Origin of the sequence: Variovorax sp. V93 (genome assembly GCF_041154485.1) — a bacterium.
Classification (GTDB): Bacteria; Pseudomonadota; Gammaproteobacteria; order Burkholderiales; family Burkholderiaceae_C; genus Variovorax; species Variovorax beijingensis_A.
This window is the reverse complement of the sequence record NZ_AP028670.1, coordinates 282,657-296,906: the sequence shown is the minus strand read 5'-3', so window position 1 is coordinate 296,906 and position 14,250 is coordinate 282,657. Positions and strand designations below refer to the sequence as shown.

General features: G+C 60.8%; 18 protein-coding genes and 1 pseudogene. 15 read left to right on the top strand and 4 right to left on the bottom strand.

Features of this window, described 5'->3' with window-relative positions; translation table 11 throughout:
- The first annotated feature begins 520 nt into the window (after positions 1–520).
- Genes ACAM54_RS27440 through ACAM54_RS27430 form a run of 3 tightly spaced genes read left to right on the top strand, consistent with a single transcriptional unit; the run spans position 521 to position 2,860 of the window.
- Complete coding sequence (locus tag ACAM54_RS27440) at positions 521–1,900, top strand: hypothetical protein (protein ID WP_369651615.1); 1,380 nt, start codon at positions 521–523, stop codon at positions 1,898–1,900.
- Positions 1,897–2,283, top strand: a complete 387-nt coding sequence (locus ACAM54_RS27435) for a hypothetical protein (RefSeq protein WP_369651616.1) — start codon at positions 1,897–1,899, stop codon at positions 2,281–2,283. The genes ACAM54_RS27440 and ACAM54_RS27435 overlap by 4 nt, the downstream gene beginning before the upstream one ends.
- Entirely contained in the window at positions 2,264–2,860 is a 597-nt protein-coding gene (locus ACAM54_RS27430) for a TIGR02594 family protein (RefSeq protein WP_369651617.1), read from the top strand. Before ACAM54_RS27435 ends, ACAM54_RS27430 begins: the two co-directional genes overlap by 20 nt.
- A 109-nt stretch (positions 2,861–2,969) precedes the next feature.
- On the opposite strand, the gene ACAM54_RS27425 is transcribed toward ACAM54_RS27430, so the two are convergent.
- Positions 2,970–3,692, bottom strand: a complete 723-nt coding sequence (locus ACAM54_RS27425) for a hypothetical protein (RefSeq protein ID WP_369651618.1) — start codon at positions 3,690–3,692, stop codon at positions 2,970–2,972.
- A 371-nt stretch (positions 3,693–4,063) separates the two neighbouring features.
- Between ACAM54_RS27425 and ACAM54_RS27420 the strand changes: the two genes are divergently transcribed.
- The 4 genes from ACAM54_RS27420 (at position 4,064) to ACAM54_RS27405 (ending at position 7,001) form a co-directional block, all read left to right on the top strand.
- The gene (locus ACAM54_RS27420; RefSeq protein ID WP_369651619.1) at positions 4,064–4,999 is read left to right on the top strand and encodes a hypothetical protein; all 936 of its coding nucleotides are present in this window, start codon (positions 4,064–4,066) and stop codon (positions 4,997–4,999) included.
- Positions 5,000–5,108: 109 nt separating this feature from the next.
- Entirely contained in the window at positions 5,109–5,366 is a 258-nt protein-coding gene (locus ACAM54_RS27415) for a hypothetical protein (RefSeq protein WP_369651620.1), read from the top strand.
- Between the two features lie 39 nt (positions 5,367–5,405).
- Positions 5,406–6,206, top strand: coding sequence for an HNH endonuclease (locus ACAM54_RS27410; RefSeq protein ID WP_369651908.1), 801 nt, complete (start codon positions 5,406–5,408; stop codon positions 6,204–6,206).
- 165 nt (positions 6,207–6,371) lie between these two features.
- On the top strand, positions 6,372–7,001 hold the full coding sequence (locus ACAM54_RS27405) for a hypothetical protein (RefSeq protein ID WP_369651622.1): 630 nt from the start codon (positions 6,372–6,374) through the stop codon (positions 6,999–7,001).
- 152 nt (positions 7,002–7,153) lie between these two features.
- On the opposite strand, the gene ACAM54_RS27400 is transcribed toward ACAM54_RS27405, so the two are convergent.
- Positions 7,154–7,315 carry a hypothetical protein gene (locus ACAM54_RS27400; protein WP_369651623.1) on the bottom strand — a complete coding sequence of 54 codons (162 nt, stop codon included), beginning with the start codon at positions 7,313–7,315 and terminating at the stop codon, positions 7,154–7,156.
- Positions 7,316–7,424: 109 nt separating this feature from the next.
- Positions 7,425–7,697: a helix-turn-helix domain-containing protein gene (locus ACAM54_RS27395; RefSeq protein ID WP_369651624.1), complete on the bottom strand. Its 273-nt coding sequence runs from the start codon at positions 7,695–7,697 to the stop codon at positions 7,425–7,427.
- A 168-nt stretch (positions 7,698–7,865) separates the two neighbouring features.
- Here ACAM54_RS27395 and ACAM54_RS27390 point away from each other — a divergent pair, with 168 nt between their 5' ends.
- The 8 genes and pseudogenes from ACAM54_RS27390 (at position 7,866) to ACAM54_RS27355 (ending at position 13,365) form a co-directional block, all read left to right on the top strand.
- Positions 7,866–8,306 (top strand): hypothetical protein, encoded by a 441-nt coding sequence (locus tag ACAM54_RS27390; protein ID WP_369651625.1) that lies wholly within the window; start codon positions 7,866–7,868, stop codon positions 8,304–8,306.
- Between the two features lie 29 nt (positions 8,307–8,335).
- Positions 8,336–9,169 (top strand): metallophosphoesterase, encoded by an 834-nt coding sequence (locus tag ACAM54_RS27385; RefSeq protein ID WP_369651626.1) that lies wholly within the window; start codon positions 8,336–8,338, stop codon positions 9,167–9,169.
- Positions 9,166–9,618, top strand: coding sequence for a hypothetical protein (locus ACAM54_RS27380; RefSeq protein ID WP_369651627.1), 453 nt, complete (start codon positions 9,166–9,168; stop codon positions 9,616–9,618). The genes ACAM54_RS27385 and ACAM54_RS27380 overlap by 4 nt, the downstream gene beginning before the upstream one ends.
- Before the next feature lie 18 nt (positions 9,619–9,636).
- Positions 9,637–10,194, top strand: coding sequence for an HAD domain-containing protein (locus tag ACAM54_RS27375; protein WP_369651628.1), 558 nt, complete (start codon positions 9,637–9,639; stop codon positions 10,192–10,194).
- Positions 10,195–10,261: 67 nt separating this feature from the next.
- Entirely contained in the window at positions 10,262–11,140 is an 879-nt protein-coding gene (locus ACAM54_RS27370) for a metallophosphoesterase (RefSeq protein WP_369651629.1), read from the top strand.
- A gap of 89 nt (positions 11,141–11,229) precedes the next feature.
- Positions 11,230–11,682 (top strand): HAD domain-containing protein, encoded by a 453-nt coding sequence (locus ACAM54_RS27365; protein WP_369651630.1) that lies wholly within the window; start codon positions 11,230–11,232, stop codon positions 11,680–11,682.
- Complete coding sequence (locus tag ACAM54_RS27360; protein WP_369651631.1) at positions 11,679–12,524, top strand: metallophosphoesterase; 846 nt, start codon at positions 11,679–11,681, stop codon at positions 12,522–12,524. Before ACAM54_RS27365 ends, ACAM54_RS27360 begins: the two co-directional genes overlap by 4 nt.
- Positions 12,475–13,365: pseudogene (locus ACAM54_RS27355) on the top strand (metallophosphoesterase). Before ACAM54_RS27360 ends, ACAM54_RS27355 begins: the two are co-directional and overlap by 50 nt.
- 139 nt (positions 13,366–13,504) lie before the next feature.
- Here the strand turns inward: ACAM54_RS27355 and ACAM54_RS27350 are convergent.
- Complete coding sequence (locus tag ACAM54_RS27350) at positions 13,505–14,131, bottom strand: helix-turn-helix domain-containing protein (protein ID WP_369651632.1); 627 nt, start codon at positions 14,129–14,131, stop codon at positions 13,505–13,507.
- Between the last annotated feature and the right edge of the window lie 119 nt (positions 14,132–14,250).

Below are 14,250 nucleotides of genomic sequence, written 5' to 3'. Positions count from 1 at the left end.
GCGAAGGCCAATCCCCGTTTGCGAGCGGCTACGGCCCGGGTTGCGCTGACTACCTCACGAAGATCGGGCATTTGGGCGTGCAGTCGATGCAATCGGGAACGGGAGCGGGCCTGCTACGGACACAGCGCGCAGGCCGGCGTCTGGTTCCCGCAGTGGCACACCAGTTGGGTGAGCGTGTCACGCGTCCCATCCGCCATTGCCAACAGTGCCAATCTGCTCGACAGCCTGCTTCTGGTTCACCTGGACGGGCTCAAGCCCACCCAACGGCGCGCATCGACGCGCTCTGCCTGCGCGCAGGGCTGGCCAACACGGGGCCGTACGCGTTGCTGCTCCTGGCCGAAGGCATGCCCGCGCAAGACATCGACCGGCACCGCGCATTCTGGATCAGGCGGGTAGCCCGCCGTCGCTGAACGCCCTGTAGCGCGACTTTTTAAGAGGACGGAGCAACTGCACGAGCGACTTGAACAATCCACCCTCCATTTCGTTCGCAACCGTAGATCACTTCACCAAGGAGCAAATAATGGCTGACATCTTTGAACGTGCCTGGGGCAACTATGTGGCGCTTTTCGAATTCCTCACGAAGAGCGAGTTCGATGAAGCGAAGGGCTTGATTCAACCCTACAACTTCGCGACGCTTTACTCCTACGACCTAAAAGCGCCCAACTTCAACCTGTTCCTCCTGTTGAACGCGGTCAACTACGTCGGCTCGGGTACGCCAACAGACGACAACAAGGAACATGTGGATCAGAGCACGAATCTGAGCCGGATTCAGCGCCTCGTCGATGCGTATGAAGTCTTCCTGAACCGCTTGGAAAAGATCATCGCCCAAGCGATCGACCCCACGGAGAAAGAAGAGTACGCAGCGCTCCAGGCTCGGGTGGAAAAGGCGCGCGACGCATTGGAGGACTACGACACCGTGACCGAGGGAAAGTGGCAGATCTTCCTGGAGCGCAACCCCAATATCCCTCCAGAGGAACTGCCGGCGCGCCGCATCATCTGGGAGCGCGACAACGGCTATTCGATGGAGCGCGAGCGGAAGCGCAATCTCGTGCGTGCCGCCAATGTCCAGCTAAACGGCTGGCTACGCTCGCAGGTGCCGCCGGAGTACTCCAAGATCGTCGATGCCAGGAACTACTTCGATGATCCGAATTATCACGTTGACCTGCCCATCGCGCCCCAGTTCGACAACACTGCCATGCAACACATGTGGCGTAAGTATCCCGCCCAGTTCCCGTTATTCAGTGTCGATGAATTCCTCGCCAACGATAACGTAGTGGATCACAACTACAGCACCGAGGAGGAGCACTACAAGCGCGTCGAGGAAAAGTGGAAGGTGTCCGTGAAGGGGCGGTGGGGACTTTTCTCGGGTGGCGGCTCCGCCGAGCGCCGCGAGATGGAAGAGATATCGAAGAAGAGCGCTTTCTCGTTCAAGATCGCATTCAAGCGCTTCCAGGAGGTCGAGATATTCCGCGACGAGTGGTTCCAGGACGCGCTCTTCGAAACGGTCGGCGCAAAGATGTCGGACATGTGGGGGCCCACCGGCATCCTTGGCCGCATCCCCGTCTCAGTGATCGTCGCGAGAGGTACTCGCATCGAGGTGAAGATCTCCGAGGAATATCGCAGGTCGCTGGAGCGATTCTTCGCCGCCGGGGGCAGCGTGTCCTTCGGTCCGTTCTTCTCGGGTGGGGGTAACTATTCCAAGGACGAGCGCTACATGGACTACCAGAAAACCGCCGAAGGCTTCACGCTGCAGGACTCGGACAAAACGATTCGGCTCCTGGGCGCGCGCATCAAGCGCTATCACTGGAAGGACAAGGATGCTGTCGACTATCGCAGCGGCATTTCGCTAGACGACGGCCGCGCCTTCCTCCGGCACCTGGACCAGAGGAAGAAGCCGTGATCCGTGCCGTCCGCTTCGCGATCGCGGGACTGGTTCTCGGGCTCGTCGGGTGCACCACGCTCGACACGTGGCTCCTCGATGATCCTGCCGGCGACTCGGTGTCCATCCGGCGTGTCGAAGAAAGGATGGAGCGCTTCCTCCGATCCGTCGAAGTGAAGGGGAAGGTGGAGGACTGGTACACCCTGAACGGGTACTACCTCGTCGTCCGCACCCCGCTCCACTTCCGGTCGACGTTCAGGACACGCATTCCCTACGTGGTGTGCAGTGGTACGGACCACAAGGACCCGTTAGAGATGCAAAACGCCTGTCGGCTCCTCGAGCTTCCTCTTCGTTCGGCGCCCACATCCTCATTGGAGCATGCACATGAAACTCAACATCGATGACATTGGGCGTGCTGGCCTCGGCATATTCGGAACAAAGCCTCCGACCCAACGGGAGTTGCTGCGGGCCGAGCAACTGCTCGCCGACGCACCTGTCCATTCGCCACTCGCTGTGGCCCGTTATTTCGAGGGCATGGAGGAGAGGAATGTCGATGGTGAACCGTACAACGCCGAGTGGCGCGTCCGCTCGAATCCGGTGATCGTGGCATTCTTCCTGCAGGCGACGAACTACGGAGAGGGCGCTACAGACCAGACGCGTTGGTGCGCGGCGTTTATCAACTGGTGCTTAATGCGCGCAAAACAACCGCACACCCACAGCGCGAGCTCTGGGAGCTTCCGATGCTTCGGCACGGCCGTTTCGCCGCCTCGAACGGGTGATGTGGCCGTCTTCAAGAATCGCGGACAGGACGAGCTTTGTCGAGGCACGGGCCACGTCGCCTTCTGGCTGGATGCGGACCCCAAATGGGTGAACGTACTTGGTGGCAACCAGGGGAACCGCGTCAAGGTCAGCCGGTATCCGGCTACGGAAGCCGGCGCAGGCTCCTTGCCCTGGTTGACGACCGTGCGAAGGATCGAGTGAACATGCGCCAGTTGTTCAAAGAGCAATGGGATCAAGCAGATCAGGAGCCGCGCCGCCTGGGCTCTCGCGCACTTGCCCGCCGTCCTTGGGCCTCGGTTTGATAGCGGAATTACTCGAACGGCCTCCCCATCCAAGTCGGAATTGCCTTCGAACCTTGAGCGGAGGCTAGGCAGAGGCCCAGTCGGGGAGGGAGTCGCTTGCCCTTGTGTGTGGCCCACCGCGCCGATTCAGGCAAGGGATGGGCGGCCCAGAACTCTTCCTCCGTGAGTTGGTCCACGTACGAGCTGCGAGCGAATATGCCGAGCAACATTCTTGCGTCCGGGGAGATGCGGAGCCGCAGTGCACCGTTTTCCTTGCTCGCCGTGTGCCTGGCCAACTCCACGCTCAGCATTTTGCCCTCCAAAACCTGATTGCGCATGTGCGACAGGCTCGTGAGATCCTTCGTGATCTCGATCGCGCTTGACTTCGACTTCGGTTTGTATTTCAGTTCCACGGCAAGGACGATCTTGTTGTTCTTGCAGATCAGCGTGTCGATAAAGATGTTTCTCACCTTCGGAGGCGCGGCGCCTTTCGCGATCTTGCTTCCCGCTGGCGACGGCACGATCACCTTCGCCTCAATGTAGATCGTGTATCCCGCCTTCTGCAATGCCGTTCGGAGATGAAAGTAGAACGCTGCCTGCAGGCAGCGCTCGGAGTTCATCGCGTATGCGTCGTAGTCGGAGCAGCAGCGCTTCCAGGCTTGCTGAGCACCCCGAAGGGCCATATCGACGTCTGTGCTCAAGATGTGTGGTGCGGGCATATCGCTCTCGTCCTTCCGTTGCTTGGCCGGCATTGGACCACGGGTGCCAGAGCACCGTACTCAGATTGCGACAGGGAGCTGAGCCCCTTCACGTTGCCGTGGATCCGAGGATCGCAAAAGTAGACTTGGATGTTGGTGACCTGTGTGAGCGCTTGTGCCTGGCCATCAGGCTGCTTCGGGCCCCCTCTGAGATCACCAGCACAGCCCGGGCTTGAGTTCCTGGTCGGCGAAGTTCGCACCGGTTCAGAACCTTGTGACCTGCGATCGTGCAGCCCGCGACGTGTGGCAGGGCTCCTGGTCGAACAGCAAACAGGCCGCCTGTATGGGCTGCGGGAAGCCAGCCTTGCCCTTCAGGCTGATGAAGTTGTCCAATACCAATATGAAGAGGAACGCGAGGCCGCCCAATGATTTCGGAATCAGTGCTCGAAGAGTTGACAAGAAAAAGCCCGCTGTGTCAGCCGCTGATCGAAGCGGCGTGGCCGGATCTATCCACGGAGTCGAAGCTCCAGCTGATCGACGCAATGCTGGTACTGAACATCCGTCGTCCACCGGATTGGCTGGTCAAGCTTGCGCTTGGAGACGCGGCTGCGATCGTGAGGTTTTGGGGTGCAAAGCAGGCGTACTCTCGCTCACTCACGGAGCTCACGGAAATGACCAAAGTGGACGAGTGCGCCCTGGTGAGGACGATCGTTCAAAGACCTCGGCTGGCCATCGAACTGCCGCAGCAGGCGCGGCTTCTGGCGATTCGGAGTGACATCGACTCGCTGCTCGCCCTCGTGGTCTTCCTTGATGCAGGCTTGGCGGCTGGCGTTCCTGACTCGGAACTCGCAGAATGCAGTGAAGAGTTTTTCCTCAAACCTGGGGTCAGAGCGGAGTTCGCCACCAAGTTCACGGACGGGATGGAGGCCCACACGGCCGGCAGTTCCATGAAGGATGGTTGGGCTCTTGCAAAAAAGGCGGGACCGGAACTGGCCGGGAGCCTCGCCTGGAACTTGCCGACCAAATATGGCATGGGTCGGATGAAAGCCGAGGAACTCCTGCAGATGCCGGACATCGTGCTCCAGTATCTCGTGGGTCGCGTTTATCAAACCCCAGAGCAGCAGGAAGTAGCCTCACATATCCTTGACCACCCTGAGCGCTACTCCGAAAGAGTCCTCAATTGGGCTTCCAACCGGTCGGGCATAGAAAAGCCTGAACTGGAGAAGCACTGGCGCAGGCTCTCCATCTCCCGGCCGGGCGAAACGCTCGACGCGATCCTCGAGGTCAAGGACCAGCTCACCGCACTGGAATCTACGGTACGCGAGGGGATCGGAAAGCGGAAAAGCATCTTTGGCTTGTAGATCCAGGGCCTCGAAATCTGGAGCATCAAGGCATGTTGGAGATCAATGAGCAGCTGTCGCTTTGGCCATTTCACTTCAAGCCGCTGGAAGACGAGCCGCTGAGCATTTGGTGGGCCTGGCCCACGCGCATGGCTACAAGGTGGAGCGGCTGTGCTCCCTGCCACTGGGTCGGGGCCGACAGCTGTGGAACTCGGACATCGATAAGTTCCAACCTGAGGCCCTGCGCGAAGCGCTCAAGCGTGTGACTGGCATCACCAATGCCCAACTGGACGCGGCGAGCCTGAATTCCTTGGAGGGCCACATCTCGGACCACTTCAACCCACGCGGCGGCAGCCGATGGATCGTGCCGCTGCATATCTCTGCATGAAGCGAAAAATAGCCATACGACACCAGGCTACCATTGGAATTGGACGCCTGGTTCAAGGAAAAAACAGCTGCACGCGCTGCTCATCTCGTGCATGATCAATGCCCATCGCAAAGACGTTCTGGCAAGGGCGTTAGTTGGATCATGGACTCTTACCGGAGCAAGGCGTGGAAGGTATACCGCTCGGAAGTCTTCCGTCTTGATGACTTCACCTGCACGGTGTGCGGCCGCACGGCTTCGAGCGGTGCGGTTCTTCAGGTGCACCACAAGCGCTACTTGCCCGGGCACAAGCCTTGGGAGCACCCTTACGAGCTGTGCTCGACGATCTGCAAAGGGTGCCATGCAGCCGAGCACGGCATTATTCCCCCACGTGTCGGCTGGACGCATTGCGGCTGGGATGACCTCGGTGGCCTGGACGGATCATGTGAGTTGTGCGGCAACGAAATTCGCTATGTCTTCGCCGTCTATCACCCGAAGTGGGGCACGATGGAGGTGGGCGAGATCTGTTGCGATCACCTCACCGACACAACGCTGGCCAGCAACCTCATGGAGTCGCAGCGGCGCTACTTGAGCCGTCGCCGCACCTTTGTTTCCTCCAGTCGCTGGCACACGCGCAGCCAATTTCATCACACCATCAAGCACAAGCGCTACATCATCGAGGTTCTTTGGACGAAGACGGCAGGCGCCTACCAGCTGCAGATCGATGGCAAGTGCGGAAAACTGAAATTTCGCGAAATGCTCGACGCCAAGATCAAGGCTTTTGATATTGTGGAATCTGGCGAGCTCGCAAAGTATGCGGACCGCCAGCGAAAGAAATCGCGCAGCCGATGGTGGGATTTGTAGAACTCGACCACCGGCCATTGATGGAGTGGGGACAACGAAGTGGCGACCGGAAATGAAAATGTGGTGCAGACGGCCATTCATAGCGCGCTGGAAGTCCACTGTGACCGCCAACGTCTTGGCAGACTCAAGCTGTTTACACCGTACCCGAACCAACAAGGACCGGCAATGCGCAGCTACTGCGCAGATTTGGTCGGAATGCTCGGTAGCGCAAAGATCATCATGCTGGAGGTCAAGGAACTCGACGTCCCGTCGCGCACGCTGCGTGGATTTCGCCAAGTTCAACACGAGAGCGCGCTCGTTTTCGAGAGAGCCGGTGTTCCGATTGCCTATGCATACAACCGGGACTGGCCGCTGGCTCATAACTCTCCAGTAGCGGATGACGACTGGCCGCGCCTGACTTTAGAAAAAGTTCTGCGATCAGTACCAAGTGCGTTGCCGGGTGCACAACCCCAGATGGATGCTCACGCATCTTTGCTGGACTGGCTGGAGCACGACACTGGGGCGAGCGCGTACAGCATCTTGGGGCAGGTCGAAGGAGCGATCCGCTCGGCCCGGGACATGACCAATGCCATGATGGTGCTACTGCACGGTGTGGAGCAGGGAAAGCTCGCGCGCCTCAGCACCACACAGCTCAACAACGTGGTGAACTACCTTAGAGGCAACAGGCATCTGATGAGGGATCAGTTGGCACACTTAGAATCGATCATCGACGCGTCGGCCGACTCCTTCAAAATGTTCTACCCTGCAATGCAGAGTGCAAGGCGTGCATCGCGCACCTCTGGACGCAGCCGGTGAAGTATTGCGCCCGTAGAGGCCGGTCGCACTTTGCCATTCTCCGAAGCAGATGCGAAGGACTAGAACACGTGGCGGATTGAGCCGGTCGATGCAACAGATTCGCTAAAATTTCAGCGGGCGTTTGGAAGCCAGGCGTCTTGCAAGTGGTTGTCCTAGTAGGTGACGCCGCCCTGCACGGTGCTCTCGCGCAGGCGCAGGCCCGACGGGTCATAGCCGTAGCGGTTGCTCTTGCCCCCACCGGCGCCTCCGATGTGCCGGCCGGCCACGTCGTGGCCGGAAGAAAGCGATGAACAGGCATCAAGCTGTAGGAGCAATCCCGCTTCCTACACTACACATGGCGACCAGCTACGGTGACCCGAGCGTAGGGAGCCAACGTTGGGGCCGCAAGGGAAGGCCACGCGCACGTTCAGCACGAGCATCGTCTCAAGATTGCGCCAACTGCGATCGAAGCTCTTTCTTGTACCGCTTCATTAGCGACCGCATCAACTCCGCCGGCTCGACGGTCAGTCCTTCGCACAGCGACACAAGGCTGGTTAGGGATGGACTTGTCGTCGCCGTCTCCAGCTTGGCGACGAAGGTGCGGTTGAGGCCGGCCGCAAATGCCAGCTCCTCCTGATTGAAGCCGAGCGCTGCCCGCCGAGCTTTCAGCTCAGCCGCAAAGGCTCTCAGCAGCGCAGGATCCTGATTCGACCGCATGCAACGAATCTCGTTGCATGGCCTTCTTTATGCACCTGCTTGTATGGTACAAAATGAGGGGTCGAATCGGAATACAGGGGGGAACTTGATGCTTGCCGTTTTCAGAATGGATAGCGGACTACCGTCGAGTGGTCTGCGGTCCTCGGCTTGCGCCCAGAAAGGCCGGGCATGACGTTGCCGTTCCTGCTGGCTCTCGGTGTCGCCCTGCCGCTTTTCTATTGGGTATGGGTCTCGGCTCCGAACAGGGAGCGGACAAGGCGGGAGGCCTTGCTCCAGACGGAAGGCCGCGCATCTGGCGCGACCTTCTTCCCGGTCGATCCCGGGCGCATGCTGGGCGATTGGGATGAAACCTGCATCCTGTTCGACCCGGATGCACGCAAGGCCTGCATCGTCAGTCGCGGAAAGAAAGCCCGGACGGTCGATTTCGAGTACTTCAACACCTGGCAGCTCAAGTGGACCGAATATCCCGGCAACCCGGTGTTTCGCTTTCAGCACGTGCACTTTCTCTTCGAGACCAGTGACTTCGACCGCCCGACGATCCGCGTCGCCGTGCCCTCCAGGTCCGATGGCGAGGCATGGAACGCCAAGCTTTCCATCCTGATGCCTTGAGCGCACAGCAAAGAGAAAGGCATCCCGATGTGAAACTGCTCATCCTTTCGGACCTGCACCTCGAGTTCGGCATCTTCAACGTACCGAAGGTCGACTACGACGTCGTCATCCTTGCCGGAGACATCTTCGTGCCCGGCTCCAAGGCCATGCGCTGGGCCCGGCGAGCAGACATTTTCGGAGAGACGGTCCCGATCGTCTTCGTACCGGGCAACCACGAGTTCTACAGTGGCGTGCTGCAGACCACGCAGAAGGAAATGGTGCTGACCGCGGCCACGTGCAAGGTTCATCTTCTGGCGCCTGGCGAGGCCGTGATCGACGGCATTCGGTTTCTGGGCTGCACGTTGTGGACCGATTTCGAGTTGCCCATCCAGGCCAAGAGCGGCTCCACCGTCGACACCGAGCGCGCCATGAAGGTGGCCAAGCTCCAACTCAACGACTACTCATCGATCCGGTGGGCCGAGACACCAGAGCCTGCCGAACAGTCGGTGGCACACGCCAAGCCGAAGAAGCGCCGGCTGACGCCCGAGGACACGCGGGCGCTGCACCAGCGTGACCGTGCCTGGCTGGCCCAGAAGCTCGCAGAGCCCTTCGACGGACCGACGGTGGTCGTGACCCACCATGCCCCGCACCGCGGATCGCTCGCATCGCACTACCAGGCCAACTGGCTGTCCGGCGCCTTCGTGAGCGAGCTCCCGGGCTCTTTCTTCGACGTTCCCTCGCTCTGGGTGCATGGCCATATCCACGAGAGCTTCGACTACCAAGTCGGCAACTGTCGCGTCTTGTGCAATCCCCGGGGATACTTGCAGTACGGTCGCGGCCTGGAGAACCAGCGGTTCGATCCAGGACTGGTGGTCGACCTATGAAAGACACCCATACACCTGCCGGGAACGAGATCTTGATCGCCACGGTCCGGGGGGCCGAGCTCGTCGCTTTCCTGTACGACAGCCCAAGCGGTCGCACGAAGTCGATCATCATCGAGTCCGCGCGCCCCGCGGTGAGTGCACCTTCTCGCTCTGGACGCACAGCGATCTCATCTCCCCGGCGCATGCTGCCGCCGCCCGCAGTGGCATTGCTCAAGCAGCTAGCCAAGAAAGTCGGCACGACAGCATCAGGCGTCCCAGAGGCGATGGTGAAGATCGAGCAGGCCTTGAAGCGTCTCGGTCTTGACGGCCTGGCCCGCCGGAATGATCTCAGTGGTTCCTTTGTCGTGGAGGCCACGGCCGACCAGATTCGAGAGCTGGCGGCAACGCCTGGGGTTCAGGTCATCCGGCCGAATCGGCGTCATCGCAATGTCCGCAATATCGCTTCATAGGTTCATCGAAGGAAGGCCATGGACCAGCCTCCAACCCCGCGACTGCCGCCCGATCCGGTGGACCAGGGCACCGCAGGCCATCAAGGCGACTCCAGCGATCTGCTGTTCCTGGATGTCGATGGTGTTCTTCATCCCGTCGGCGCGGACTACTCGTTCAGCAGCAGGTTCTTCAGCCATCTGCCGCTTCTGGAAGAGCTGCTCCGGGAGTTCGGGTCCATCGATGTCGTCATCTCGTCGGATTGGCGATTGGCCGAGAGCATCGAGCAGCTGCAACGGTATTTCAGCGTCGACATCCGGCCTCGGATCATCGGCGCCACGCCGCAGATCGACCCCGGTGTGGCTGTCCACCACCGGCGCCAAATGGAGATCCAGGCCTGGCTCGACGGGAATGGCCGCCGTGACGCAGAGTGGGTCGCACTCGACGATTGGCCCGGGAGCTTCGAAACGGGTTTCGAGCGGCTCGTGCTCACCGATCCCCAACGGGCGTTCGATCAGGACAGCTTTCAGGAGCTGCGTTTGCACTTTCTGCGGTTTGCCGCTGGCCGATGCTCCGTCGCCACTTCGACGCACACGTGAAATGAACCCTCTCATTCCTTCGAATCTCCACGCGCAATTCAAACACCAGCGATCGAGGCCTACGCTGATGTTCTTCGGCGACCCGCACGGCGATCTCAAGCCCGTGATCGCCGCGGTCGAGCGCTTCCGGCCCGAGGCCATCGTGATGCTGGGCGACATCCAGGCGCGCCAGCCATTGCACATCGAACTGGGCCCGATCCTGGATCTCACCGAGGTCTGGTTTATCCACGGCAACCACGACACGGACTCTGACACCGACTACGACAACCTGTGGGGATCGGAGCTCGCCGACCACAACCTGCACGGACGGATCGTTGAGATCGCCGGGTACAAGGTCGCGGGCCTGGGCGGGATCTTCCGCAGCAAGATCTGGGATCCGCGACAGCCGATCGAGGAGGCCGCATTCGTTTCGGCCGACGCCCTGCGCCAGTCCATGCGCCGCGAGGAGCGTTGGAGAGATGGCATTGCCCGCCGGCACCGATCCACCATCTTCCCGGACGACTACCTGCAGTTGCTACGGGCCCCGCCCGCCGACATCCTGGTGACGCACGAGGCGCCGACGGCGCATCCACATGGTTGGCAGGCGATCGACAAGCTCGCGGAGACGCTCGGAGTCCAGCTGTTGGTCCATGGTCACCATCATCAGACAATCGACTATCTCGCCGAGGGGATGCAGACCGCTGCAGCACCATTCCGCGCCTTCGGGGTTGATATGGGATCGCACCTTGCGTGGCCATTGGATCCGCAGGGGGAGACTGAGCGGGGAAGTCCTCCACAAGACTTGCTGGATCTCGCTACCCAGGTGTTCGGCACAGAGGCCCAAACATGGCTGGACAAGCCACACGAACTGCTCGATGGCCAAACGCCTGTAGCGTTCGCTGCCGCGGGCGGCTCGGGCAAGGTGCGATCGATGCTCAACGCAATCCGACACGGTGGTGTCGTATGAGGACCGCCGCGGCACTGTATTTTGTCTTAGGTCGACATGGATTCACACTTGGCCTGGCCGTTGGATGGGAATGGAAGGGGAGGTCACGAGTGATCCTGTTTCTCGACTTCGATGGCGTGCTTCATCCCGAGGGGGAGGGGCACCTGCCCGACGATGGTTCGGATTTCTGCTTCCTGCCTCGCCTGGAGGCGTTGCTGCGCGAGTTCCCTCGTGTGAAGATCGTCATCAGCTCGAGCTGGCGCGAACGGCTTGCCTACCCGACGCTCCTCAAGCCGTTCTCCGAGGACATTCGGACCCGAATCATCGGCGCGACGCCCCCTCGCGAATTCGGTCTTGCCCACCCGTTCGCCCACCGCGAAGGAGAAATCCTCGCCTGGCTCCAGATCCACGATGCGGTCGATAAGCCCTGGGTGGCGCTCGACGATGCCGAATGGCAGTTCGACCGCTGCAAGGGCCACCTGGTGGTGTGCGGCTCGTTCGTCGGCTTCGACGACGAGGCCAGTGCCGAGCTTCGTGCCCACTTTGAAGGGGCACTCCGATGAAAGTGCTGATTCTTTCCGACCTTCACCTCGAGTTCGCGCCCTTCGAGCCGGTGCCAGATCTCGAATTCGACGTCGTTATCCTCGCCGGCGACATTCATTCACCGGCCCAGCGCGCCGTCCAATGGGCGGCGGATCGCTTTCGTGGCAAGCCCGTGATTTATCTGCTTGGCAATCACGAGTACTACGATGGTCGCTTGGACACGACACTGGCCGAAGCACGCCAAGAGGCCGAAGGAACCAATGTCCATCTGCTCGACGGTGATGAGGTTGTGATCGACGGCGTGCGGTTCCTAGGCGCGACGCTGTGGACCGACTTCGAGCTCGCCATCGAGACACCTGAAGGACCGATCACCGATGCCGGGCGGGCCATGAAGATGGCGACCAATCTGCTGAACGACTACGCGCTGATCCGGACGGTCGACGAGTCGGCAGAACCCGATACCTGGCGAGACAAGCAGGGAAGAAAGCTTCAGGCGGCCGACACACAGCAGATTCACCAGATGCAGCGTGCCTGGCTACGAGACAAGCTTTCGGAACCGTTTGCCGGACCAACAGTGGTCGTGACGCACCATGCACCTCATCGCGGTTCGCTGGCGCAACGCTACGCCGACGACTGGGCCTCAGGTGCCTTCGTCAACGAACTTCCAGATGCCTTTTTTGATGTGCCCGCGCTCTGGGTGCACGGCCACACGCATCAGCATTTCGACTACCAAGTCCGTTCTTGCCGAATCGTGTGCAATCCGCGCGGCTACGTGAACTGGAGCGGCAGGATCGAGAACAAGGTGTTCGACCCTGGCCTGGTCGTCGACGTGGAAGCTCTCGCCGGAAGCGAGCGCCAATAAGCTGCTGATCCTCTCCGATCTCCACGCCGAGTGCGAGACCCTTGAGGTTCCGAAGGGGTTGGGCTACGAGGTGGCGATCCTGGCAGGCGACATTGTGACGCCTGGGCGGATCGCTGGTCGCTGGCTGCGCAACCCCGTAAGCTTCGGCGACGAGCCGATCGTGCAGATCGCCGGGAATCACGAGTACGACGAATCCGTGATGGATTAAGCACTGGCCGAGATGCGTCGCAAGGCCGATCAGCACAGCATCCACTTCTTCGACGGCGACGAAGTCGTGATGGAGGGCGAGCGATTGCTCGGCTGCACGCTCTGGACCGGACTTTGGCCTGCGGATCGATGATCCGGGCTTTGCGGGGCAGCCGGTGCGCCGGCTGTCGGACCGGCACCGGTCGATGGACGCCTGTACACGCTACTTGGCCGACTACGCCGCCATCCGCGTGGACGACCCATACACCTCCAATTCGCGCGGGACGCGGCGCCTGGCGCCGATGGACACCCTGTTGATCCTTCGGCGGCACCGCGCCTGGCTGCGCCGCAAGCTCGCCGAACCGTTCGACGGGCCCACGGTGGTGGTGACCCACCATGCGCCGCATCGCAATTCACTGGCACCGCGGTTCGCCGAGGAGTGGTCATCCGGCGCTTTGTCAACGAGATGCCGATCGAGTTCTTCCAGGAGCCCGTGCTGTGGGTGCACGGACATACGCATGACAGCTTCGACTACCAGGTGGGCGGCCGCCGCGTCGCGTGCAACCCGCGGGGGTACATGAATTGGCACGGAAAGTTTGAAAACAGGGACTTCAATCCTGGGCTTGTCATCGAGGTCGGCTTTCGGTCAAGGTGACGCTCGTCGAACCCTCCGGTTGCACGCCGACTACCTCATGCTGGAGATCGAACGCATCCACGGATGCAGCACAACACATGCTGAGCGCGTCGCGGCTGGCATATGCCGATCGTGTTGGCAGGACTACTCGATAAACTCCTTAACGGTCGCTGTCGAGCGACCGTCCAGGTTCGAACACGACCATGGTGAAGCGAGTCACCCTGGAGCCCGCACAGGCATAGGCGTGAGCCCGGTCGGTGCGGGCGTGAGCCGAACTACCCGCCTCAAGAACGTAGCTCGTGCCTTCGACGTCAAGGGCAAGCGTTCCTTCCAGAACATGGATGAGTTCCTGCGTACCGGCCGAGTGGGCTTGAGCCTCGAAGCGCTCCCCAGGATGCATCTCCCAGGCCCACAGTTCCAACATGTCGGGCCCGTTCGACCCGACCAGGAGCGAGCCCGATCCGTCCTTCGCCCCGGTCCAAAGGCGGCGACAACCGCCAGGGCCAACGATGCGGACAGGACTGCGCTCCGAGTCTGCCACCGCAACCAACTCGGCGACAGACACCCTCAATCCCGCTGCGATGCGGCACAGTGTACCGATGCTTGGATTGGCTCGGCCCTGCTCGATCTGAACCAGCATCCCCTTGCTCACTCCTGAGTGGGTCGACAACTGGTCAAAAGAGAGGCGGCGATCCTTGCGCAAAGCCGCGAGGCGCTCCGCGATGGCAGCGTTCACCGCCTCGGCGCTGTCCATCTCTTCGGTCGGTATATTGACTTTTTCGGTCATTTAATTAGACTGCTTTGACATTGATGAATTGTCAACCGCGGAGTGTTCGTCCAATGCCGTTTATCCCCATCGGGCGATCTCGCATGGCGGCTGCCGTCGGGCTCGGGTCGGAATCGGTC

What these genes read in the sequence shown, in the direction of transcription:
- ACAM54_RS27440 (WP_369651615.1), top strand. Translation starts at nt 521, where the DNA reads ATGGCTGACATCTTTGAACGTGCCTGGGGCAACTATGTGGCGCTTTTC.
- ACAM54_RS27430 (WP_369651617.1), top strand. Translation starts at nt 2,264, where the DNA reads ATGAAACTCAACATCGATGACATTGGGCGTGCTGGCCTCGGCATATTC.
- ACAM54_RS27425 (WP_369651618.1), bottom strand. Translation starts at nt 3,692, where the DNA reads ATGCCGGCCAAGCAACGGAAGGACGAGAGCGATATGCCCGCACCACAC.
- ACAM54_RS27420 (WP_369651619.1), top strand. Translation starts at nt 4,064, where the DNA reads ATGATTTCGGAATCAGTGCTCGAAGAGTTGACAAGAAAAAGCCCGCTG.
- ACAM54_RS27405 (WP_369651622.1), top strand. Translation starts at nt 6,372, where the DNA reads ATGCGCAGCTACTGCGCAGATTTGGTCGGAATGCTCGGTAGCGCAAAG.
- ACAM54_RS27395 (WP_369651624.1), bottom strand. Translation starts at nt 7,697, where the DNA reads ATGCGGTCGAATCAGGATCCTGCGCTGCTGAGAGCCTTTGCGGCTGAG.
- ACAM54_RS27390 (WP_369651625.1), top strand. Translation starts at nt 7,866, where the DNA reads ATGACGTTGCCGTTCCTGCTGGCTCTCGGTGTCGCCCTGCCGCTTTTC.
- ACAM54_RS27380 (WP_369651627.1), top strand. Translation starts at nt 9,166, where the DNA reads ATGAAAGACACCCATACACCTGCCGGGAACGAGATCTTGATCGCCACG.
- ACAM54_RS27375 (WP_369651628.1), top strand. Translation starts at nt 9,637, where the DNA reads ATGGACCAGCCTCCAACCCCGCGACTGCCGCCCGATCCGGTGGACCAG.
- ACAM54_RS27370 (WP_369651629.1), top strand. Translation starts at nt 10,262, where the DNA reads ATGTTCTTCGGCGACCCGCACGGCGATCTCAAGCCCGTGATCGCCGCG.
- ACAM54_RS27360 (WP_369651631.1), top strand. Translation starts at nt 11,679, where the DNA reads ATGAAAGTGCTGATTCTTTCCGACCTTCACCTCGAGTTCGCGCCCTTC.
- ACAM54_RS27350 (WP_369651632.1), bottom strand. Translation starts at nt 14,131, where the DNA reads ATGACCGAAAAAGTCAATATACCGACCGAAGAGATGGACAGCGCCGAG.